20 protein-coding genes and 1 riboswitch are annotated in these 21531 nt (G+C 74.4%); of the genes, 8 read left to right on the plus strand and 12 right to left on the minus strand.

The features are described from left to right. Positions 1-12 precede the first annotated feature (12 nt). Positions 13-669 (plus strand): uridine kinase family protein, encoded by a 657-nt coding sequence (locus ACZ6Y7_RS18775; protein ID WP_465759002.1) that lies wholly within the window; start codon positions 13-15, stop codon positions 667-669. 386 nt (positions 670-1055) lie between these two features. Beyond that, positions 1056-3122, plus strand: coding sequence for an AAA family ATPase (locus ACZ6Y7_RS18780; RefSeq protein WP_465759126.1), 2067 nt, complete (start codon positions 1056-1058; stop codon positions 3120-3122). Positions 3123-3188: 66 nt separating this feature from the next. Here the strand turns inward: ACZ6Y7_RS18780 and ACZ6Y7_RS18785 are convergent, their stop codons facing one another. The 10 genes from ACZ6Y7_RS18785 to ACZ6Y7_RS18830 form a co-directional block, all read right to left on the minus strand. Continuing rightward, positions 3189-4175, minus strand: a complete 987-nt coding sequence (locus ACZ6Y7_RS18785) for an NAD-dependent epimerase/dehydratase family protein (protein ID WP_465759003.1) — start codon at positions 4173-4175, stop codon at positions 3189-3191. Positions 4176-4449: 274 nt separating this feature from the next. Continuing rightward, on the minus strand, positions 4450-5496 hold the full coding sequence (locus ACZ6Y7_RS18790) for a hemolysin family protein (protein WP_465759004.1): 1047 nt from the start codon (positions 5494-5496) through the stop codon (positions 4450-4452). Next, positions 5493-6836 (minus strand): hemolysin family protein, encoded by a 1344-nt coding sequence (locus ACZ6Y7_RS18795; RefSeq protein WP_465759005.1) that lies wholly within the window; start codon positions 6834-6836, stop codon positions 5493-5495. The genes ACZ6Y7_RS18790 and ACZ6Y7_RS18795 overlap by 4 nt, the downstream gene beginning before the upstream one ends. 331 nt (positions 6837-7167) lie before the next feature. Next, positions 7168-7602, minus strand: a complete 435-nt coding sequence (locus ACZ6Y7_RS18800; protein ID WP_465759006.1) for a PH domain-containing protein — start codon at positions 7600-7602, stop codon at positions 7168-7170. Between the two features lie 144 nt (positions 7603-7746). Beyond that, the gene (gene hisG, locus ACZ6Y7_RS18805) at positions 7747-8595 is read right to left on the minus strand and encodes an ATP phosphoribosyltransferase (RefSeq protein ID WP_465759007.1); all 849 of its coding nucleotides are present in this window, start codon (positions 8593-8595) and stop codon (positions 7747-7749) included. Between the two features lie 49 nt (positions 8596-8644). Further along, entirely contained in the window at positions 8645-8917 is a 273-nt protein-coding gene (locus ACZ6Y7_RS18810) for a phosphoribosyl-ATP diphosphatase (RefSeq protein WP_097238956.1), read from the minus strand. A 124-nt stretch (positions 8918-9041) separates the two neighbouring features. Beyond that, a complete protein-coding gene (gene ribH, locus ACZ6Y7_RS18815; protein ID WP_465759008.1) occupies positions 9042-9515 on the minus strand; it encodes a 6,7-dimethyl-8-ribityllumazine synthase in 474 nt (157 codons plus the stop codon). A 47-nt stretch (positions 9516-9562) separates the two neighbouring features. Then, positions 9563-10834, minus strand: coding sequence for a bifunctional 3,4-dihydroxy-2-butanone-4-phosphate synthase/GTP cyclohydrolase II (locus ACZ6Y7_RS18820; protein WP_465759009.1), 1272 nt, complete (start codon positions 10832-10834; stop codon positions 9563-9565). After that, positions 10831-11478 carry a nicotinamide mononucleotide transporter family protein gene (locus tag ACZ6Y7_RS18825; RefSeq protein ID WP_465759010.1) on the minus strand — a complete coding sequence of 216 codons (648 nt, stop codon included), beginning with the start codon at positions 11476-11478 and terminating at the stop codon, positions 10831-10833. The genes ACZ6Y7_RS18820 and ACZ6Y7_RS18825 overlap by 4 nt, the downstream gene beginning before the upstream one ends. Continuing rightward, positions 11475-12185 (minus strand): riboflavin synthase, encoded by a 711-nt coding sequence (locus ACZ6Y7_RS18830; RefSeq protein ID WP_465759011.1) that lies wholly within the window; start codon positions 12183-12185, stop codon positions 11475-11477. Before ACZ6Y7_RS18830 ends, ACZ6Y7_RS18825 begins: the two co-directional genes overlap by 4 nt. A 213-nt stretch (positions 12186-12398) precedes the next feature. Further along, positions 12399-12526: riboswitch (FMN riboswitch) on the minus strand. Between the two features lie 205 nt (positions 12527-12731). Between ACZ6Y7_RS18830 and ACZ6Y7_RS18835 the strand changes: the two genes are divergently transcribed. Next, complete coding sequence (locus ACZ6Y7_RS18835) at positions 12732-12980, plus strand: SCO4226 family nickel-binding protein (RefSeq protein ID WP_465759012.1); 249 nt, start codon at positions 12732-12734, stop codon at positions 12978-12980. A 118-nt stretch (positions 12981-13098) separates the two neighbouring features. Here ACZ6Y7_RS18835 and ACZ6Y7_RS18840 read toward each other — a convergent pair whose 3' ends face one another. Next, entirely contained in the window at positions 13099-13416 is a 318-nt protein-coding gene (locus ACZ6Y7_RS18840; protein ID WP_465759013.1) for an antibiotic biosynthesis monooxygenase family protein, read from the minus strand. 144 nt (positions 13417-13560) lie between these two features. On the opposite strand from ACZ6Y7_RS18840, the gene ACZ6Y7_RS18845 reads away from it, so the two are divergent. Further along, positions 13561-14256, plus strand: a complete 696-nt coding sequence (locus tag ACZ6Y7_RS18845) for an MSMEG_1061 family FMN-dependent PPOX-type flavoprotein (RefSeq protein WP_465759014.1) — start codon at positions 13561-13563, stop codon at positions 14254-14256. Between the two features lie 145 nt (positions 14257-14401). Here ACZ6Y7_RS18845 and ACZ6Y7_RS18850 read toward each other — a convergent pair whose 3' ends face one another. Then, a complete protein-coding gene (locus ACZ6Y7_RS18850) occupies positions 14402-14590 on the minus strand; it encodes a YegP family protein (RefSeq protein WP_465759015.1) in 189 nt (62 codons plus the stop codon). A 194-nt stretch (positions 14591-14784) separates the two neighbouring features. Between ACZ6Y7_RS18850 and ACZ6Y7_RS18855 the strand changes: the two genes are divergently transcribed. From ACZ6Y7_RS18855 to ACZ6Y7_RS18870, 4 genes are all read left to right on the plus strand, one after another. After that, positions 14785-15198, plus strand: coding sequence for an HIT family protein (locus ACZ6Y7_RS18855; protein ID WP_465759016.1), 414 nt, complete (start codon positions 14785-14787; stop codon positions 15196-15198). Positions 15199-15352: 154 nt separating this feature from the next. Beyond that, entirely contained in the window at positions 15353-16420 is a 1068-nt protein-coding gene (locus tag ACZ6Y7_RS18860) for a serine hydrolase domain-containing protein (RefSeq protein WP_465759017.1), read from the plus strand. Between the two features lie 879 nt (positions 16421-17299). Further along, positions 17300-17665, plus strand: coding sequence for a hypothetical protein (locus ACZ6Y7_RS18865; RefSeq protein WP_465759018.1), 366 nt, complete (start codon positions 17300-17302; stop codon positions 17663-17665). Positions 17666-17801: 136 nt separating this feature from the next. After that, complete coding sequence (locus ACZ6Y7_RS18870) at positions 17802-21527, plus strand: SpoIIE family protein phosphatase (RefSeq protein WP_465759019.1); 3726 nt, start codon at positions 17802-17804, stop codon at positions 21525-21527. Positions 21528-21531 lie beyond the last annotated feature (4 nt).

Raw genomic sequence — 21531 nt, forward strand, 5'->3', positions numbered from 1 at the left:
AGGGTTGACGATGTGGCTGCTTCCGGATCCCTCCCCACCGATGCTCCGCCCACTCACCGTGACGGGCTGGGCGCTCTCGCGGCCGAGCTGCGCGCGCTCCCGCCGTCCTGCGGGCCGGTGCGGCTGGTCGCGGTGGACGGGCACGCGGGCTCCGGCAAGACCACCTTCGCCGGGCGGCTGGCGGCGGAGCTCGGCGGGGCCCCGGTGGTCCACCTCGACGACCTGGCCACCCACGAGGAGCTCTTCGCGTGGACCGGGCGGCTGCGCGAGCAGGTGCTGGAGCCGCTGGCGGCCGGGCGGGACGCCACGTACCGGGTGTACGACTGGACGCTGCGCCGCTTCGCGGGCACGGCCGAGGTGCCGGCCGCGCCGGTGGTGCTGGTCGAGGGCGTCGGCGCGGGGCGCCGGGCGGTGCGGCCCTGGCTGGCCCGGGTGATCTGGATGGAGCTGGACGCCGCCGCCGCCCGGCGGCGCGGCGAGGAGCGGGACGGGCCGGATCTGGCCGAGTTCTGGGCGGGCTGGGCCCGGGCCGAATCGGCGCATTTCGCCGCTGACCCGAGCCGCCCGTACGCCGCGACGCGGGTCGACGGGGTGACCGGCCGGATCGCACCGGGCACCGTCGGTGAACCTTCAACAAGCGCCTTGACCTGCGACATCACCAGGACCTAGGTTCTCCTCAGCTGCCGGAACGAAAGCTTCCGGCCGTTCGGACCCGGCGTCCCCGGCTTGTTCCCCCGTGAGCCGGGGGCGCCGTCCGGTCCCCTTCCGAATCTCGCTCCCCCGCCGCCCGTTTCGGCCCCGGGGCCCAACGGCCGCTCGCACGATCGCATTTGACCCTGTGCGGCACCCTTCCGGATCAGCCCCGCCCCGGTACGATTTCCTGGCGGGCGCATATGCGCCGCAGGGGCTCGACGACCACCGGCCAGGCCTGCGAAGGCGACCCGCCGGCCGGGCCCCGGGCCACACCGCGGGGGGCGTGAGTGACGACGGTGGACAGTTCCGACAACACGGCGGGCGGCCCGGACCGACTCGCCGACCGGGCCTGGCTGCGCGCCATGGACGCCTACACGGCCGGAGCCTACGCGCGGGCCGAGGAGGAGTTCCGGGCGGCCGTCCGGCTGGACCCCGGCATGGCCGACGCGTGGCTCGGCCTGCACGCGCTGCGCAGCGACACCTCGGCCGCACTGCTGGCGATGTACCGCAACCAGAAGCGGTTCGGCGAGCAACGGCGGCTGCACCGACGGCCGCTCAGCTCCTGGTACTGGCTGGGCTGGTGGGTGCAGCCCGTCCTGGAGGACGCCCGCGACCTCGCCCTCGCGCACGCCTCGCACTGGCTGGACGGCCGCCACCTGGCCGAGCTGGACCGGGCCTTGGAGCAGTGCCCGGCCCCGAGCGAGGACCCGTCCGCCCGCTTCCTGTACGCCTGCCGCTCCTACCTGCTCAAGGACTGGGAACAGCTGATCCGGGACACCGACCGGCTGCTGGACGATCCGCTGCTGGGCATCGAGGCCGGGCTGTTCGCCGGCATGGCGCGGGTGCGGCTCGACATGTGCGCGCAGGCGCAGGCCCCGCTGGCCGCCTCGCTGGCCCGCTGCCGCTCCGAGCAGCCGCAGCGCAAGGAACTGCGCTACTGGCTGGCGCGGGCGTACGAGGGCGCCGGGCGCAGCGCGGCGGCACTGCCGCTCTACCGGGCGGTGCACCGGGCGGACCCGGCGTTCATGGACACCGCGACCCGGCTGGCGGCCATCTCGGCTGAGGACGCGCTCGCGGACGGGTTGATGCCGGACGGGCTGCCGGCCGACGGGCGCTCGGGCACGGCCGCGGACGGCGGGCCGGACGCCGAGGCCGGCTTCCTGGACGACGCGGGGTACGCGGCCGGCCCGGGGTACGCCGATGACTTCGGGGACGGGAAGGACGGCGCGACCGTCTCCGGCGACGGGGTGCTGGACGGCGGGGCGTCGAACGGCGGGGCGCCCGGTAGTGGCGTGCCCGGCGGCGCGGCGGCGGGCGGCGGGCCCTCGGTGGACGCCGGCCTGGTGGACGGCGGGCCGGCCGAGGTACTGCCCGACGGCGCGCTGCTCGACGGCGCCCCGTTCGACGGCGCGCCCCAGGCATCCGCCGAGCGCTCCGGCTCCGGGGCGCCGACCGCACCGACCGGCCCGACGGCACCGGCCGGCCCGACCGTGCCCGCCGCGCCGCCGCTGCCCGTCCGCGGCCAGGCGCAGTCCCGGGCCGCCGCCGGGCCCGCGCCCCGGGCCCGTGGTGACGAACGCGGGCTGGACGCCGCCCTGGCGGAACTCTCCCTGATGGTCGGCATGGAGCCGGTCAAGCGCCAAGTGCGGGCGCTGTCCGCCCAGTTGAGAATGTCCCGGCTGCGGGCCGAGCAGGGGCTGCCGGTCCAGCCGCCCAAACGCCACTTCGTCTTCTCCGGCCCCTCCGGCACCGGCAAGACCACCGTGGCCCGCATCCTCGGGCGGGTCTTCCACGCCCTCGGCCTGCTCTCCGGGGACCACCTGGTGGAGGCCCAACGGGCCGACCTGGTGGGCGAGTTCCTCGGCCAGACCGCCGTCAAGGCGAACGAGCTGATCGACTCCGCGCTGGACGGCGTGCTGTTCATCGACGAGGCCTACAGCCTCTCCAACTCCGGCTACACCAAGGGCGACGCCTACGGCGACGAGGCGCTGCAGGTGCTGCTCAAGCGCGCCGAGGACAACCGGGACCGGCTGGTGGTGATCCTGGCCGGCTACCCCGAGGGCATGAACCGGCTGCTCGCCACCAACCCCGGCCTCAACTCCCGCTTCACCACCCGGGTCGACTTCCCCAGCTACCGCCCGAACGAGCTGACCGCGATCGGCGCCGCGCTGGCCGGCCGGGACGGCGACGGCTGGGACGAGGACGCCGCCGAGGAGCTGGCCAGCATCTGCACCCACGTGGTCCGCGAGGGCTGGATCGACGAACTGGGCAACGGACGGTTCATCCGCACCCTGTACGAGAAGTCCTGCGCCTACCGGGACCTGCGGCTGTCGCTGCTGCGCGAGCCGCCGGGCCGGGAGGACCTGGCCACACTGCGCCTGCCGGATCTCGTCCAGGCGTACGGGGAGCTGATCGACGGCCGGGGCTGATCGACGGCCGGGGCTGACCTCCGCCCGGCGACCGGCTCCCCGGCTCTCCCGTGCGGCAGCGCGGTCTCAGCCCCCGAGCAGCGCGGCCTCCCGCTCGGGGTCGAGCCCGACCCTGGCCCGGTCGCCGCGCTGCGGGGCGGTGCCGCCGATGGACCGCAGCCAGGCCCAGGTGTCCTCGACCGTCTCGGCGACCGGACGGCAGCGCAGCCCGGCGCCGATCGCGCGCTCCACCGAACCGGTGTGCAGGAACTCGTGGAGCTCACCGGGGGGCAGCCAGACCGGCAGCTCGGTCCACGGCTCGACGCCCGCCGCCAGAATCCGCTCCGGATCCGTCCAGCGCAGTTCGGCGTCCGAGCCGGTGGCCCGCACGCAGGCCTCCAGCAGCTCCCCCATGGTGGCGTGCCCGGACGGGCTGACCACGTTGTACGGGCCGGCCAGGCGGGCCGACGCCGCGTCCAGCGTCCAGGCCGCGAGGTCGCGGACGTCGATGTACTGCAGCGCCAGCTCGCGCGGCCCGGGGGCGAGCACCGGGCCGCCCCGCGCGATCCGGTTCAGCCACCAGGGCAGCCGGCCGATGTCCTCGTGCGGGCCGAGGACCAGTCCGGCGCGGACGAGCAGGGCCCGCCCGTCGAACTCGGCCTCCAGGGCCAGTTCGGCGCCGCGCTTGGCCTCGGCGTAGGGCACCTCGGCGGTGAGGTCCGGGGAGGAGTCGACCACCTTGGCCGACTCGCCCGGGCCGCCCACCGGCGGGTAGTCGTACACCGACCGGCTGGAGACGTACGCGTAGTGGCCGACCCGGCCCTTCAGCGCCCGGGCGCTGTCGCGCACCGCCGCCGGGGCCCAGGACCAGGTGTCCACCACCGCGTCCCACTCCCCCGCGCCGAGCGCCGCAAGCCCGTCCCGGGCCGTGCGGTCGCCCTTCAGCACCCGGACGCCCTCCGGGGCGGGCTGCGTGCCGCGGTTGAGCGCCGTCACGTCCCAGCCCCTGGCCAGCGCCTCCTCGGCGACGACCCGTCCGACGAACCCGGTTCCACCCAGCAGGAGAAGTCTCATGCCCACCACTCTCCCCCGGGAGCGGCCGGCGCGGAACGGCTGCCTGCTGTGGGCAGAACCGCCCCGGGCGGACACGCTGTCGGCGGACGCGGGACGCCGGACGGCGGGAACGCCGGGGCGGTCGTCCGGGGTACCGGACGGCAGAGCTGCCGGACGGCAGGGCTGCCGGGTCGCCGGACGACAGACTTGCCGAATTGCCGGACGGCCGACTTGCAGGGCTGCCGGGCCGCCGGACGCCCGGACCGCCGAACGGCTTGCCGGACGGGCGGGGTGGCTAGGCGGTGGCCCGGTGGTCCGGGTCGTGCATCTCGCCGACCAGCTCCTCCAGGACGTCCTCCAGCATGGCCACGCCGAGCGTGCGCCCGTCCTGGTCCAGCACGGCCGCCAGGTGGCAGGCCGCGCGGCGCATCGCGCCGAGGGCGTCGTCCAGCGGGAGGCCGCCGCGCAGCACCGTGATCGGCCGCCACAGCCGGGCCGGGATCGGGGCGGACGGGTCGTCGACGTCGAGGATGTCCTTGAGGTGCACGTAGCCGAGGTAGCCGTGGCCGGCCGGGTCGCCGTCGGTGACCGGGAAGCGCGAGAAGCCGGTGCGCAACGCGAGCTCCTCGACGTCGGCGGCGGTCGCCTTGGTGTCCACCGTGACCAGCTGCTCGGGCTTGAGCAGCACCTCGGTGACCGGGCGGCGGCCCATCTCCAGGGCGTCCTCCAGGCGCTCCTGGCGGTCCTCGTCGAGCAGGCCGGCGTCCCGCGAGTCGGCCAGCAGGTACATCAGCTGCTCGGTGGTGAACACCGACTCGACCTCGTCCTTGGCGTCGACCCGGAACAGCTTCAGCACGCCGTTGGCGCAGGCGTTCAGCAGCCGGATCACCGGGGCGAGCCAGCGGGCCAGCCGGTCCAGCGGCGGGCCGAGCCAGAGCGCGGCCTTCTCCGGGCCGGCCATGGCCATGTTCTTCGGCACCATCTCGCCCATCACCATGTGCAGGAAGACCACGACGGCGAGCGAGATCCCGTACGAGAGCGGGTGCATCAGGCCGGACGGGATGCCGATCGCGTGGAACGGGCCCTCCAGCAGGGAGGCGATGGTCGGCTCGGCGAGGGCACCGAGGCCCAGCGAGCAGACGGTGATGCCGAGCTGGGCGGCGGCCAGCATCGCGGAGACGTTGGACAGCGCGTGCAGCACGGTGCGGGCGCGCTTGTGCCCGGCCTCCGCGAGCGGCTCGATCTGGCTGCGGCGCACGGACACCACGGCGAACTCGGCGCCGACGAAGAAGGCGTTGCCGAGCAGCAGCAGGACCGCGAGGGCCAGTTGGAGCGCGGTCATCGGACGTCCTCCCCGTCCTCGTGGAACGAGGCGGGCGCCGTGGTGCGCTCCACCCGGACCTGGCTGGTGCGGTGGCGGTCGACACCGGTCACGGTGAACCGCCAGCCGGGCAGCTCCGCCTGCTCGCCCACCGCGGGGAGCTTGCCGAGCAGATCGGCGACCAGCCCGGCCAGCGTCTCGTACGGGCCGTCCGGGGCGTTCAGGCCGATCCCCTCCAACTGGTCGATCCGGGCGCGGCCGTCGGCCTCCCAGACCGGCAGGCCGTCGACGGGCGGCAGCGGGAGCAGCTCGGGGTGGTCCTCCGGGTCGTGCTCGTCCTGCACCTCGCCGACGATCTCCTCGACGATGTCCTCGACGGTGACGACGCCGGCGGTGCCGCCGTACTCGTCGACCACGATCGCCATCGGCTGGAACCGGCGCAGCCGGTCGAGCAGCACCTCGGCGGAGAGGGTCTCGGGCACCAGCAGCGGCGGGGAGGACAGCTCGGCGACCCGCACCAAGCCGCGGCGGGCGGCCGGGACGGCGAGGGCGTCCTTGAGGGTCACGATGCCGGTGACCTCGTCCAGGCTGTCGGAGTAGACCGGGAAGCGGGACAGTCCGGTGGCCCGGGTCAGGTTGAGGACGTCGGAGGCGGTGGCGTCGCGCTGCAGCGCGGCCACGTCGACGCGCGGGGTCATCACGGACTCGGCGGTCAGCTCGCTCAGGCCCAGGGTGCGGACGAACAGCGTCGCCGACTCCTCGTCTATCGCACCCGCCCTGGCCGAGTGCCGGGCCAGCGAGACCAGCTCGGCCGGGGTCCGGGCGTGGCCCAGCTCCTCCTGCGGCTCGATGCCGAAGGCCCGGACCGTACGGTCCGCGGCGCCGTTGAGGAAGCTGATCAGCGGCCGGCAGGCGAAGGAGAAGGCCATGTGCGGGGCGGCGACCGCGCGGGCCACCTGGAGCGGGCGGGAGATCGCCCAGTTCTTCGGCACCAGCTCGCCGATCACCATCTGCACGACGGTGGCCAGCACCATGCCGACGACCACGGCGACTCCGCGGGCGGCCGAGTCAGGCACGCCGAGGCCGGACATCACCGGGGCGAGCAGCGTCGACAGGGCCGGCTCGGCGAGCATGCCGACCACCAGCGAGGTGACGGTGATGCCGAGCTGGGCCCCGGAGAGCTCGAAGGAGAGGTGCCGCAGGGCCCTGGCGACCCGGCCCGAGCGGGCGTCGCCCGCCTCGGCGGAACGTTCCACCGCCCCGCGCTCGACGGTCACGAAGGCGAACTCGGCGGCCACGAACAGGCCGTTGGCCAGGATCAGGAGAACGGCTGCGAACAACAGCAGCCAGGCGGTGATCACAGTGCCGCCCGCCTTCCGGGGGCCGGAAGTGAGGCGGCGCAGGTACTACCGGACGGATCGTCCATCGAGGGGGAGTGTCACTCCTCAGGTCGGTGTGGCGGTCACTTCGGCGGCGCTCTCGGCGCGCGCTCGAGAGCAGGGCGACTTTGCCCTGCTTTTACCAGCGTAGACCATACCCGGGCGGGCGTCGGAGGGGTGCCCGGGGCCCGGCGGGGAGGCCGGGCCCGGTGCGTCCGCCCCGGACGTGGTGCGTCGGGGGTCGGCGTGGCGCCGGGGTCGGGGGTGGTGCCGGGGTGGGCGTGGCGCTGGGGCGGGGGGTGGTGCGTCAGGCCTAGGCGTGCTGCTCGACGAGGTCGCGCAGCGTGCGGGCGTCCGCGATCGCCTGGGCCTTGCCGACGCCGGACTGGATGCCGACCGCGGCCAGCGAGGTGCCGTCGGCGAGGTCCAGGGTGGCCCACGGGTCGCCCTGGCGGAAGTTGACCCGGACGATCTCCGCCCAGGCCAGTCGGCGGCTGCGCACGAAGTTGACCACCGTCACGCCGTGCGCGTCGGCGGTCACCCGGGGGCGGGCCAGCATCAGGCCGACGCCGGCGAACGCGACACCGCTGACGATCATCATGATCCGGTCGTTGAGCTGCCAGTTCTCCGGGAGCAGCACCGCCAGCACGGCGAACAGCACCACCAGCAGGACGCAGACCGGCAGCAGCACGATGCGGGTGCGGCGCGGCGCCCAGGTGACGGGGAACTCGACGGACGGCGTGGACACGGGGGTCTCCGGGTGGTTCTGGTGGCGGCGGCCGGTTCCGGCGGAGGAAGCGCGACGGGGCGGGGACGCCGGCCGGCGTCCCCGCCCCATTGAACCGTCCTTTACTCGCGGACGTGCGAGCAGGTCGGAGCAGATCGGAGCAAGTCAGAGGCGGCAGGCGTGGATGTTGGTGACCAGGATGGCCCGGGCGCCGATGCCCCACAGGTCGTCCATGATCCGCTGCGCCTCCTTGCGGAGCACCATCGCGCGGACGGCGACCCAGCCCTCGGTGTGCAGCGGCGAGACGGTCGGCGACTCCAGGCCCGGCGTGAGGCCCACGGCGGCACTGACGTTCTCCGCGCGGATGTCGTAGTCCATCAGCACGTAACGGCGGGCCACGAGCACGCCCTGGAGGCGGCGCAGGAACTGCTCCACCTGCGGGTCCTCGCCGGCGCCCTTGGGGCGGATCACCACGGCGTCCGAGATCAGGATCGGCTCGCCGAACACCTCAAGGCCGGCGTTGCGCAGGCTGGTGCCGGTCTCCACCACGTCGGCGATCACGTCGGCGACGCCCAGCTGCACCGCGGTCTCGACCGCGCCGTCCAGCTTGGTGACCGTCGCCTTCACACCGTGGTCGGCCAGGTGCTGCTCGACCAGGCCGGTGTAGGAGGTCGCGATCCGCAGGCCCTCCAGGCCCTTGACGTCCTCGACGTCGACGCCCTCGGGGCGCGCGAAGCGGAAGGTCGACCCGGCGAAGCCGAGGGCGAGCACCTCCTCGGCGTTGGAGTGCGAGTCCAGCAGCAGGTCGCGGCCGGTGATGCCGACGTCCAGGCGGCCGGAGCCGACGTAGACGGCGATGTCGCGCGGGCGGAGGAAGAAGAACTCGACCTGGTTGTCCGGGTCGACGAGGACGAGCTCCTTGGGATCCTTCCGCTGCCGGTAGCCGGCCTCATGGAGCATCTCCGCCGCGGGACCCGAGAGAGAACCCTTGTTGGGGACGGCGATGCGCAGCATGGGAGGTTGCTTCCTTACCTGTTGGGAGCGGGGTGCTGGGGGGAGCGGCTTAGAGGTACTTGTAGACGTCGTCGAGCGTCAGCCCGCGGGCGATCATCATCACCTGAAGGTGGTAGAGGAGCTGCGAGATCTCCTCCGCCGTCTGCTCGTCCGACTGGAACTCGGCGGCCATCCAGACCTCGGCGGCCTCCTCGACGACCTTCTTGCCGATCGCATGGACGCCCTGCTGGACGAGCTGCGCGGTGCGGGAGGACGAGGGGTCGCCGGTGGCGGCCTTCTGCTGGAGCTCGGCGAAGAGCTCCTCGAATGTCTTCGAAGCCATGATGGGGCCACCTTACGGCGTGCGGGCGGACGGACGGTAAACGGTCCCGGAGCGTGGACAGTCCGGTGGACGTCCGTGCTCCGGGACCGCTGGGGCGCTGCTGCGGCGGCCGTACGGGCCGGGGTCAGTGCGCGGCGCGCAGCACCGCGGCGGTGGCGACGGCGGCGGTGACGGCCTCGTGCCCCTTGTCCTCGGCGGAGCCGGGCAGCCCGGCGCGGTCGAGCGCCTGCTCCTCGTTGTCGCAGGTCAGCACGCCGAAGCCGACCGGGACGCCGGTGTCGACGCTGACCTGGGTCAGTCCGACGGTGGCGGCCTGGCAGACGTAGTCGAAGTGCGGGGTGCCACCGCGGATCACCACGCCGAGGGCCACCACGGCGTCGTAGCCGCGCTCGGCCAGGCGCTTGGCGGCGACCGGGAGTTCGAAGGTGCCGGGGACGCGCAGCACGGTCGGCTCGGCGATGCCCAGCTCCTTGAGCGCGCGGTGGGCGCCGTCCAGCAGGCCGTTCATCACCTGGTCGTGCCACTGGGCGGCGACGACGGCGACCTTGAGGTCGGCGGCGCCGTCGATGGTCAGCTCGGGGGCTCCGTGGCCGCTCATGTTCTTCGTCCGTTCTCTCGTGCGTTCGCTCGTACGGGTGGGGTGGGTCAGGAGCCGAGGCCGGGCAGGTCGTGGCCCATCCGGTCGCGCTTGGTCCGCAGGTAGCGCAGGTTGTGCTCGCCAGGCGCGACCTCGACGGCTTCACGCCCCTTGACCTTGAGGCCGTGCTCGGTGAGCGCGGTCAGCTTCTGCGGGTTGTTGGTGAGCAGGGTGAGCGAGCGGACGCCGAGGTCCGCCAGCATCTGCGCGGCGATGCTGTAGTCCCGCGCGTCGGCGGGCAGGCCGAGTTCCAGGTTGGCGTCGACGGTGTCGCGCCCCTGCTCCTGCAGCTCGTACGCGCGCAGCTTGTGGGCCAGGCCGATCCCCCGGCCCTCGTGCCCGCGCAGGTAGAGCACCACGCCGCGGCCGGCCTCGGCGACCCGCCGCAGCGAGGCCTCCAGCTGCGGGCCGCAGTCGCAGCGCAGCGAGCCGAGGACGTCACCCGTCAGGCACTCGGAGTGGACCCGCACCAGGACGTCCTCGCCCTCCGGCAGCCGTCCGTCCGCGTCCAGGCCCCCCGCCACCAGGGCGATGTGCTCGACGCCGTCGATGGTGCCCCGGTAGCCGACGGCGGTGAACTCGCCGTGCGCGGTGGGCAGGGCGGTCACGGCGGCCCGGTCGACGTGCAGCTCGGTGCGGCGGCGGTAGGCGATCAGGTCCTCGATGGAGATGATCGCGAGGCCGTGCTCGCGGGCGAAGACGACCAGCTCGGGCAGTCGGGCCATGCTGCCGTCGTCGTTGACCACCTCGGCGATCGCGCCGGCCGGCGGCAGCCCGGCGAGCCGGGCCAGGTCGACGGCGGCCTCGGTGTGGCCGGGCCGGACCAGCACGCCGCCCTCGACGGCGCGCAGCGGGAAGACGTGCCCGGGGCGCGTGAGGTCGCCCGGCTCGGTGCCGGGCGAGGAGAGCAGCCGCACGGTGCGGGCGCGGTCGGCCGCGGAGATCCCGGTGTCGACCCCCTCGCGGGCGTCCACCGAGACGGTGTACGCGGTGCCCTTGCGGTCCTCGTTGACCTGGGTCATCGGCGGCAGCTTGAGCCGGTCCAGCTCGTCGCCGGTCATCGGGGCGCAGATCACGCCGGAGCTGTAGCGGATGGTGAAGGCCATCAGCTCGGGGGTGGCGGCCGAGGCGGCGAAGACGATGTCGCCCTCGTTCTCGCGGTCCTCGTCGTCGACCACGATCACCGCGCGGCCGAGGGCGATGTCGGCGATCGCCCGCTCGACCGGGTCGAGGACGAGCTCGACCACGGTGGTGCCCTTGTCGGACTGGTTCTCGGTCATGCCGTGGCTCCCTGCGGGACGGTGGCGGACGTGGCGCGCGGTTGACGGGTGCTCAGCCACCACGAGCGCAGGCCGAGCAGCACCAGGACGAAGTAGACGGAGTAGGTGAGGCCGGAGAAGGTGTAGCCGCTGTTGAAGGCGAGCGGGACGCCGACGACGTCCACGGCGATCCAGGCGAACCAGAACTCCAGCCAGCCGCGCGCCTGGGCGACCATCGCGGCCAGCGTGCCGACGAAGATGTAGGCGTCCGACCAGGGGCTCCAGGAGAGGCTGGGGTAGGACGTGAACAGCAGGGCGAGCGCGACCGTGCCCGCCGCGGTGCCGGCCACCAGCGCCAGCCGCTCGGGCCAGCGGGCGAACCGTACGGCGATGGTGCCGGTGTCCCGGCGGCCCCGCCGCCACTGTGCCCAGCCCCAGGCGGCGGTGGCGATCACGATCAGCTGCTTGCCGATCAGGCCGGGGACGTGACCCCCGAGGTAGGCGGTGATCAGCACCGCGCCGGACAGCAGCTGGACCGGCCAGCTCCACACCGAGCGGCGCCAGCCGAGCGCGAGGCCGCCGAAACCGAGCAGGTTGCCGATCATGTCGGCCCACTTCACGTGTTCACCGAGGACGGTGAACGCTTCTCCGCTGAGCCAGCTCACTTGGACTCCCCCTCGGCGGCGTCGGTCGCCTGGCCCGGCAGGCCGGCGAGGCCCGGAAGGCCGGGGAGGTTCGGGAGGGTGCGGGACTCCAGGAGGCGCTCCACGTACTTGGCGAGCACGTCCACCTCCAGGTTGACGCTCTCGCCGACGGTCTTGGTGCCCAGCGTGGTCAGCGCGAGGGTGGCCGGGATGAGGCTGACGGTGAAGCTGTCCGCGGCGGCCTCCACCACGGTGAGGCTGACGCCGTCGACCGTGATCGAGCCCTTCTCCACCAGGTAGCGGGAGATGGTTCCGGGCAGCGAGAACCGCAGGACCTCCCAGCGCAGTTCACCGTTGGCGTCGCGCTCGCCGGGCTCACGGCTCAACAGCCGCCCGGTGGCGTCGACGTGGCCCTGGACGAGGTGGCCGCCGAGCCGGGCGCCGAGCGCCATGGCGCGCTCCAGGTTGACCCGGGAGCCGGGCTTCAGCTCGCCCAGGCTGGAGCGGTGCAGCGTCTCGGCCATCACGTCCGCGCTGAACTCGCCGGTGCCCTCGGCCAGTTCCTCCGGACTGTCGACCACGGTCAGGCAGACGCCGTTGACCGCGATGGAGTCACCGTGACCCGCGTCCGCACAGACCACCGGGCCGCGCAGGCGGATTCGCGAGGAGTCGCCGATCTCCTCGATCGACACGACCTCGCCGAGCTCTTCGATGATGCCGGTGAACACCCGGGTTCTCCTCGCGCTTGGGGCGCGGACTCCGGGGCGGCAGGGGGAGATGACACGGACGGGCACCGGTGCGCGGGACCGCGGCGCCCCCGTCTGCGGGGTTGCCCGAGCCGCCGGGAGATCGCTCGCCCGGCCCGGGAGAGACTGCTCCCCCGGCGTTCACCTCACCGCGGTCCGATGAGGAGGGACCACGGGTACTGCTCTTCGTCCGCCCGCGCACGCCTCCCATCCGGACTTTAACCGTCGGTCCAGGAATTTCACCTGGTCAACCGGCCGCTGGCTGCGGACGGGTCGCGGACTGTAACCGCCGGTTCGGATTTTCACCGACCCCGGAGTGCGCTGAACGTCACTGCTGATGCCGACATTCTGCCACGGTCGACGCAACCGCAGGGAGTGGCCTCCGCTGTGGTCTGTTTCACGGACTTGCGGGGAATGCGCGGCGGAGTGGTACGCGGAGTGGTACGCGGTGGCGGCGGCGGACGGCCGGGGAGAGGCTGGTAGCCGGGGTCCTGCCGACGACACGGCGAAGCTACGGAGGCGAGCGCGATGTCGAAGTTCATGGACGTCCACCACGGGATGGCCGGGATCACGGTCGAGCAGCTCAAGGAGGCCCACGCGGCGGACCTGGCGGTCCAGGGCGAGGAGGGCGTCCGGTTCGAGCGCGCCTGGGCGGACCCGGAGTCGGGCACGGTGTACTGCCTCTCCGACGCGCCGTCCAAGGAAGCGGTGCAGCGGGTCCACAGCCGGACCGGGCACCCGGCGGACGAGATCCACCCGGTGCCGTTGTCGGTGTGAGGCCGCTCGGCGACCGGTGCGAGTCGGCTCGGCGACCGGTGTGAGGCCGCTCGGCGACCGGTGGGCCCCTGTCCTTCCGGTGTGCGGTCCCCCGCGCTCCCGGCGTGAGGCCACGGGGTCAGAGCGTGGCGGGTGCGCCGACCTGCAGGAAGTGGGTGACCTCCGGAGGGTGGGCCAGGTAGCGCAGCTCGCCCTCCGCCCACACCGGCCGGATCCGCCACATCGGCCCGGCGTACCCGCGCAGGGCCTCCTCGTCGCGCCAGCGGCTCACCACCAGCACTCGGTGCCCGTTCTCGTCCGACACCGAGCGCAGCAGCTCGCCGCCGAGGCAGCCGTCCGTCCGCCCCAGCTCGGGGAGCACCTGGGCGGTGAGGTGGGCGCAGAATTCCTCGATGCGACCGGCCAGCACCTGCCCGGCCCAGATTCTGACGATCACGACCACCACCTCCGGACGGCTGGAGCCCCTGGCCCCATTATGAGCGGAAAACCGCTGGTGGCGAGGGGTCCGGCCGGTCCTCTGCCAGGGTTCCGGGGTGATCGGCCGACCGGGCCGCCGAGGGGCCTCGGCTAGATTCCCGGTATGACCACCACACCGGAAGCTGTCGTCCCGTCAAGCACCAGTCCGGCCGGGCCGAGCAGTCTGTTCGAGGCCCTCAGCGCCGGAGCCCTCAGCGATCCCGCCCAGCTGCGCGAGGTCTACGAGCAGCCCGGCGATCACGCGCGCCGCAAGCAGGTCGACCGCCTGCACGAGGTCGCGCAGCAGCTGATCGCCTGCTCCTCGCTGGTCTTCGTGGCCAGCTCCGACGCCGCCGGACGCTGCGACGTCTCCCCGCGCGGCGGGCCGGCCGGGCTGGTCTCGGTGCTGGACGAGTACACCCTGGCCATCCCGGACGCCACCGGCAACAAGCGGCTGGACACCCTCCACAACATCCTGGAGAGCGGCCGGGTCGGGCTGCTCTTCGTCGTCCCGGGCCGGGACACCACGCTGCGGGTCAACGGCCGGGCCTGCGTCTCCACCGACCCGGAGCTGCTGCGGCAGCTGACCGCCGTCGGCAAGCCGCCGCGCAGCGCGATCGTGGTCGAGGTGGAGGAGGTGTACGCGCACTGCCCGAAGGCGCTGCTGCGCTCCTCGGCGTGGAAGCCGGAGAACTGGCTCGCCAAGGACGAGCAGCCGACCTCGGCGGAGGTCACGCTGTCGCACCTGCGGGACGACTCGCTGACGATCGAGATGATCGAGCAGACCGAGCGGGAGTCCCTGCTGTACCGGTACGAGTGAGCCGTACCGGTCGGAGTGAGCGCGACGGGCCGGGCGGTGCGGACCGGCGGGCGGCAGGGGTCGGGCCGGCGGGCACGGCCGCGCCCGGGCGGGCGGGGTCCGGTGCCCGCCGGGCGGGGTCGGGTGCCCGCCGGGCCGCGTGCGCTCAGGCGGCCTTGGGGACGTCCACCACGGACGCGCCGTCGGCGGCCCGCCGGACGGCCTCGACGCCCTTGTGCGCGGCTTCCTTGCTGACGTAGCCCTGGCCGGTGGCGACGATCTCACCGTTTCCCGCCTTGAGCCGGAACCGGTACTTGCCACCGGAGTCCTCGTACACCTCGAACTTGCCCGGCATCCGGGCCACCTCCTCGTGGGGCGCGCGGTCGCGCCGGCGGGGCGGGGCGCGCGGTGCGCCCGCCGGTCGGCCCCCCGCAGCACCGTGCGCCCGGCGGTGGGCGGCCGCACCCGGTCGGCGGCCGGTCGGGTGAAGCGGGCCCCGGGGCGGTTTGCCCGGGTGCCGCGGCGGTCGGCGGTGGCTTGAATGGACGGATGGACTGCGTCTTCTGTGCGGTGGTGGCGGGCGAGGAGCCCGCGCACCGGGTGCTGGACGACGAGGTGGCGGTGGCCTTCCTGGACCGCCGGCCGCTCTTCCCCGGACACGTCCTGGTCGTGCCCCGCACCCACCACCGCACCCTGGAGGACCTCCCGGCGGAGCAGGTGGGGCCGTTCTTCCTGCGGGTGCAGCGGGTGGCCGCGGCCGTCGAGCACGGGCTGGGCGCGGCGGGCAGCTTCGTGGCGGCCAACAACCGGATCAGCCAGTCGGTGCCGCACCTGCACGTCCACGTGGTACCGCGCAATCCGAAGGACGGGCTGCGCGGCTTCTTCTGGCCCCGGGGGAAGTACCCGGACGAGGCGGGGGCGGCGGAGGTCGCGGCCAGGCTGCGGGCGGCGCTGGCGGGGTGAGCCTCTTCCGGGGGCCGGAGGCCGGAGGCCTGCTGGTCGGGGACCGTACCGTGCGGGGCGCAGCCGGGCGTACGCCTGGAGGAGCATCGGGAGCGGGCGGAATCGTTTCCGAGGCGGACGGAGCGGGCCGGTCGGCGCGCCTAGGCTCGCTGCCATGAACGAACTCGCGCGTGTCGTGCAGCAGACGGCCGACCAGCTGGCGGGTCGGCACGTCGGCGCGGTGGTCGCCGGGCTGGCCGGAGGCCACACGGAGATCCGCGGTGTCGGGAGGACGCGCCCGGGCGGTGGCCCGCCCGGGCCTGACACCGTGTTCGAAATCGGTTCCGTCACCAAGGTGTTCATCTCCCTCGTGCTCGCCCGGCTGGCGCTCGACGGCACGGTGCGGCTCGACGAGCCGCTCGCCGAGGTGCTCGCGGGGGCGCCGGGCGGCGGTCCGGCCGTCGTCCCGAGCAGGGGCGGGCAGCCGATCACGCTGCGGCACCTGGCCACCCACACCGCGGGACTCCCCCGGCTTCCCCGGGGGATGCTCGTGAAGGCCCTGGTCAAGCCCAACGACCCGGACCCGTACGCCCGTTGCACCGCCGAGCACGTGCTGGGCGGACTCGCCCGGACGAAGCTGCGGGCCGCCCCCGGGCGCAGCTTCCGCTACTCCAACCTGGGCGCCGGGCTGCTCGGCCTGGCCCTCGCGCACCGGGCCGGCACCGGCTACGAGGAGTTGGTGGCGCGCGAGGTCTGCGGCCCGCTGGGGCTCGCGGACACCCGAGTGCGGCCAGGGGCGGAGCAGGCCGAGCGGCTCGCGCAGGGGCACACGGCGGGCGGACGGCCGGTGCCGTACTGGGACTTGGCGGCCCTGCCCGGCATGGGCGGGCTGCGCTCGACCGCCGCCGACCTCGTGATACTCCTGCGGGCCCAGCTGGCCGCCGGCCGCGCGCCGGACGCGCCGCTGGCGCCCGCGATCACGCTCACCCGGGAGACCAGGCACCGGGTCAATCCGTTCGCCTGGATGCACCTGGGCTGGCTCGGCCACCGGCTGCACACCCAGCAGGGCGGCCACCTGCAGATCTGGCACAACGGCGGCACGGGCGGGTTCCGGTCCTTCGTGGCCTTCGACCCGGACAAGCAGGTGGGGGTGGTGGTGCTGGTCAACACCCGCCGCCCGGCCGACCCGGCGGGCACGGCGCTGCTGCGGACGCTGCAGCGGGACTTCGCGACGGTGGGGTGACGGCCGGGCGGCCGGGCGGGACGAGGACGGGGGTCGCGGGACCGGAAGCTGGGGGCGGGAGCTGGGGGCGGGTGCTGGGGGCGGGGCAGCGGGCGGGGTCGTCAGGGGCGTGGACGCCCGCGGGCGGTCGGCGGACGGGGCCGGCGAAGGGAATCGCGGACGGACGGGGGGCCGGGGCGCGCTCAGTAGCCGCTCGGGCGGGCAGAACGGCCCCGAAGGGTGCGGAATGCGGTCCTCTGCTCATCGGCACCCCCGGTCGCGGTGGACCTCGGACGGAGGCGATGATGGCGGGGTCGTTTCGGGCCGAAAGGTGCCGATCGGCACTGTTGCCGGGGGCAACGGACGGCCGATGCTGGGAATCCGGCAACCGCGGTTCCGACGAGGGGGCCGCCGAGTGAGAGGGGGCCGACGTGGCGGTGGTGTGGTCGCCGACGCGGGCCCGGCCGGTCGATCCGGCCGGTCGTGTCGGCCGCGAGGGCCGGACGGGCCAGGGCTGCCGGCCCGGTCCGGCCGAGCGGCTCGGGCCGGTGCTCCGGGTGCACCGGCGGTTCCGGCCGGTGCCCCGGTGGGTGCTGGCGTGGGTGGACGCCTGCGCGGCCGTCGTCGCGCTGGCGGCCTGCCTGGCGCTCGGCCACTGGTGGCCCGCGCCCGTGGTGGGCGCCGTCGCGGTGGTGGCGGCCGGTGGGCTCGGGTGGCTGCGCGGGTCGGCCGGAGGGCCGGAGTCCGTACGAGTCCACCAGGGCGGGCTGGTGCTGGTCGGGGCGGACGGCGGCGAGTGCCCGCTGCCGTGGGCCTCGATGGAGGCCACCGAGTACGTCCCGTACTCCCCCGGCGGGCGACGCGGAGCGTCCGAGCAGGGGCGCCATATGGCTGGCCGGCGTGGACGAGCCGGTGGTGCTGGCGCAGCTGCGCGGGCTGGGCGGGCTGTTCCGGGAGCTGGAGGAGCGCCTCTCCCCCGGGCTCCGGGCCGCCCTGCACCAGGCGCTGCGCGCCGAGGGCAGTGTCCGGTTCGCCCGCGGCCGGCTGACGGTGACGGCCGGCGGGCTGGTGCACCGGCCCGCGCACCCGCTCGCGGCGACGGAGGCCTACCGGTGGACGGAGGTGGTCTCGGCCCGTCCGTCCGGCCTCGGGGAGCTGGAGATCCGGACGCGCTCGGCCGGCCTGCCGCTCACCCTCCCGGTGCCCAACGCCCGCGCGGCGGCGGACTTCCTGGAGGAGCTCCGGGCCGCGGCTCGGGCCTCCTGACGGGATCGATCCGGCGAAGCGCCGGTGGTCGCGGTGCGGGCCCCGGCTGCCGCCCAGCGGCCGGATCGACCACCACCGGGCGCCCGCTGCCACGGTGAGCGGCCTCCCCGGGCCCCGTGCGAAGATGGCAGGGCTGGTGGGAACGATCTCCGGACGGTTCTGGGACGGTTCTCTGGCCATGGTGAACCACGACGAACAGCGCGAGGGGGAGCCGCAGCAGGACGCCCTGCTGATGGTGCCGATCGCGACGGCGCTGATCGCGGCCGACGGGCGGATCCTGCACTGGAGCAGCGACGCGGAGGCACTGCTCGGTCACCGTGCGGAAGAGGCGGTCGGGGCGAAGGCGGCCAAGCTGCTGACCAGCGACCAGCGGCGCCCCGAGGTGCTCCAGCTGTTCCAGCAGATCCTCGCGGGCCGGTCCTGGACCGGCGTGTTCCCGGTGCGCCACCGTGACGGGCACCTGGTGAACCTCGAGTTCCGCACCCATCCGATCCGCGGGCCCGGCGGTGAACCGCTGGTGCTGGCCGTGGCCTCCGAGGTGACCACACTGCGCCGGATCCAGGCGGACCTGGCCGTCCTGGACGGCTTCTTCACCCAGTCCCCGGTCGGCATGGCGGTGTACGACACCGAGCTGCGCTTCGTCCGGCTGAACGAGGCGCTGGCCCGGGTCAACGGCCTGACCGCCGAACAGCACCTGGGCCACCGGCTCACCGAGGTGCTGCCCGGGATCAACGGCGCCGAGGCCGAGGCGGTGATGCGCCGGGTGCTGGAGAGCGGCGAGCCGGTGGTGGACACCCGCTCGCACGGCCGCACCCCGAGCGACCCGCAGCACGACCACGCCTGGTCCGCCTCGTACTTCCGGCTGGAGGACCCGGGCGGGCGGGTGCTCGGGGTGAGCTCGACCGTCATCGACATCACCGAGCGGTTCCGGGCCGACGCCCGGGCGGCCCGGGCCCAGGAGCGGCTGTCCCTGCTGGTCGACGCGACCGCCTCCATCGGCACCACGCTCGACCTGCGGCAGACCGCCCGGGAACTGGCCGACGCGATGGTGCCCCGGGTCGCCGACATCAGCGGGGTGTTCGCCCTGGAGGCCCTGGTGGCCGGCCGGAACGTCGAGCCGCCCGCGCCGGACGAACCGCAACTGGTGCGCCGCCTGGCGCTGGCCACCGCCGACCCGCTCTACCCGTCCGACGCGCTGCCGGTGGACGCCGTGTACGAGCTGCCGCCGGAGTCCCCGTACGCCCGCGCGATGAGCACCGGGCGGACGGTGGTCACCCCGTCCTGGGAGCTGCCGATGCTGAGCGAGGGGCTCAACGAGAGCCGCCGCCAGGCCTACCTCGGCGACCGGCCCCGCTCGGTGCGGATCACCCCGCTGGTGGCCCGGGGCACCACGCTCGGCATGGTGGTGTACTCGCGGCGCGGCGAACGGGAGTCCTTCGCCGAGGCCGACATCACGCTGGGCGACGAGCTGGCCTCGCGCGCCGCCGTCGCCATCGACAACGCCCGGCTGTACCTGCGCCAGCACCAGACCGTACTGGCCCGCCAGCAGGCGCTGCGCGAGGCCAAGGCGGCGCAGGAGCGCCTGGCCCTGGTCAACGTGGCCTCCACCAGGATCGGCACCACGCTCGATCTCGCCCAGACCGCCCAGGAGCTGGCCGAGGTGGCCACGCCCAGGCTGGCCGACACCGTGGTGGTGGAGGTGCTGGAGGAGCTGGTCCGCGGCGAGCGCGAGGTGCGGGCGTCGGCCGACGGCTCGGCCCTGCTGCGCCGGATGGCCTTCCACTCGGTGCACGGCTCGACCATGGAACCGATCGCCCGCTCGGGCAATGTGCACCGCTTCCGGCCCGGTTCGCCGTACGCCTGGAGCCTGGCGCACCGCAAGCCGGTGCTGGTGCCGCGGATGGACGAGCAGGGCATGGCCTGGTTCGCCGACGACCCGGTGCGCACCGCCGCCGTCCGGGCCCAGAACGTGCGCTCGTTCATGGTGGTCCCGCTGATCGCACGCGGCACCCCGGTCGGCGTCGCCGGCTTCTACCGGACGCTCGTCGAGCGGCCGTACGAGGACGACGACGTGGCGCTCGCCGGGGAGTTGGCGGTGCGCGCCGCCGTGTCGATCGACAACGCGCTGCTGTTCACCCGGGAGCGCGACGCGGCCGCCGCCCGGCAGCGGGCGCTGGACGAGGCCTGGGCCGCCCAGCAGCGGCTGTCGCTGCTGAACGAGGCCAGCAACCGGATCGGCACCACGCTCGATCTGCACCGCACCGCCCAGGAGTTGGTGGACGTGGTCATCCCCCGCTTCGCCGACTTCGTCACCGTGGACCTGCGCGAGGCGGTGCTCAGCGGCGAGGAGCCCGGGCCCGTCCCGTCCGAGGGGCGGGTGCTGATGCGGGCGGTGGCGGTCGGCGACGCCGCCTCGGACGACAGCATGACCAGCGCCGCCGACCAGGTCGGCGAGACCTCGCAGTCCGCCCAGCTGTACGCGCAGAGCCTGCGCACCCGGCGCTCGATCCTGGTGTCCCACGTGACCGAGGAGGAGCTGCGCCGGATCGTCGCCTCCCCCGACCGGGTGCAGCCGGGGCTGGAGGCCGGGGTGCACTCGTACCTGATGGTGCCGCTGGTGGCGCGCGGACACGTGCTGGGCGGCGCGGAGTTCGTCCGTACCCGGACCCCGGTGCCGTTCGGCCCGGCGGACCGCTCGCTCGCCGAGGAGCTGGCCGCCCGCACCGCGCTCGCGATCGACAACGGCCGGCTCTACCGCCGCGAGCGGGACACCGCGCTGATGCTGCAGCGCAGCCTGCTGCCGCAGGAGGTGCACCGCACCCTCGGGCTGGAGATCGCCTACCGCTACCTGCCCAGCAGCGTGGTCAGCGAGGTCGGCGGCGACTGGTTCGACGTGATCCCGCTGTCCTCCGGGAGGGTCGCCCTGATCGTCGGCGACGTGATGGGCCACGGCATCCGGGCCGCCGCCACCATGGGCCAACTCCGCACGGCGGCCCGCACCTTGATCACCCTGGACCTGGACCCGGCGCGGGTGCTGCACCGGCTGGACGAGGCCACCAGCGCCGTCGGCGAGGGCCAGTTCGCCACCTGCGTCTGCGTGGTGTACGACCCGGTGGACCGCCGCTGCACCGCGGCCGGCGCCGGGCACCTGCCGCCCGTGGTGGCCGACACCGGGGGGCGGGCGCACCTGGTGGAACTGCCGACCGGCGCCCCGCTCGGCGTCGGCGGAGTCCCCTTCGAGAGCACCGAGTTCACCCTCCCCGAGGAGGGCATCCTGGTGCTCTACACCGACGGGCTGGTCGAGCGCCGGGGCCGCGACCTGGACGAGGGACTGCAGCTGCTCCGCCGCACGGTGGCCGACCGGCGCCAGTCGCTGGAACAGACCTGCGACGCCGTCCTGGCCCGCCTCACCGGCCGCACCAGCGAGGACGACATCGCCGTCATCATGGCGCAGGTCCGCCCGCACGGCGCCGACCGGATCGCCACCCTGCCGCTCACCGGCGACCACGCGATGGTCGCCCACTCGCGCCGCTTCACGCGTGAGACGCTGAGGTCCTGGGGGCTCGGCGCGCTGGCCGACTGGGCCGAACTGCTGACCAGTGAGCTGATCACCAACGCCCTGGTGCACGCCGGATCCCCCACCCAGCTAAGGCTGTTCTGCAACCGGGTGCTCACCGTCGAGGTCGCCGACCAGGAGGCCGAGGCGCCCCGGATCCGCCGCGCCCGGTCCGAGGACGAGGGCGGCCGGGGCATCCACCTGGTCAACGAACTCGCGCACCGCTGGGGCAGTCGGCGCACGGCGGACGGCAAGGTGGTCTGGTTCGAGCTGGAGCTGCCACCGGGATCCTCCCCGCCTGGGTGAACAA

Source organism: Kitasatospora sp. NPDC053308, assembly GCF_055585785.1.

Coding starts and splice junctions, on each gene's coding strand:
- ACZ6Y7_RS18810 (WP_097238956.1), bottom strand. CDS start 8,917: ATGGCTTCGAAGACATTCGAGGAGCTCTTCGCCGAGCTCCAGCAGAAG.
- ACZ6Y7_RS18780 (WP_465759126.1), top strand. CDS start 1,056: ATGGACGCCTACACGGCCGGAGCCTACGCGCGGGCCGAGGAGGAGTTC.
- hisG (WP_465759007.1), bottom strand. CDS start 8,595: ATGCTGCGCATCGCCGTCCCCAACAAGGGTTCTCTCTCGGGTCCCGCG.
- ACZ6Y7_RS18855 (WP_465759016.1), top strand. CDS start 14,785: ATGGACTGCGTCTTCTGTGCGGTGGTGGCGGGCGAGGAGCCCGCGCAC.
- ribH (WP_465759008.1), bottom strand. CDS start 9,515: ATGAGCGGCCACGGAGCCCCCGAGCTGACCATCGACGGCGCCGCCGAC.
- ACZ6Y7_RS18790 (WP_465759004.1), bottom strand. CDS start 5,496: ATGACCGCGCTCCAACTGGCCCTCGCGGTCCTGCTGCTGCTCGGCAAC.
- ACZ6Y7_RS18835 (WP_465759012.1), top strand. CDS start 12,732: ATGTCGAAGTTCATGGACGTCCACCACGGGATGGCCGGGATCACGGTC.
- ACZ6Y7_RS18820 (WP_465759009.1), bottom strand. CDS start 10,834: ATGACCGAGAACCAGTCCGACAAGGGCACCACCGTGGTCGAGCTCGTC.
- ACZ6Y7_RS18850 (WP_465759015.1), bottom strand. CDS start 14,590: ATGCCGGGCAAGTTCGAGGTGTACGAGGACTCCGGTGGCAAGTACCGG.
- ACZ6Y7_RS18785 (WP_465759003.1), bottom strand. CDS start 4,175: ATGAGACTTCTCCTGCTGGGTGGAACCGGGTTCGTCGGACGGGTCGTC.
- ACZ6Y7_RS18860 (WP_465759017.1), top strand. CDS start 15,353: ATGAACGAACTCGCGCGTGTCGTGCAGCAGACGGCCGACCAGCTGGCG.
- ACZ6Y7_RS18845 (WP_465759014.1), top strand. CDS start 13,561: ATGACCACCACACCGGAAGCTGTCGTCCCGTCAAGCACCAGTCCGGCC.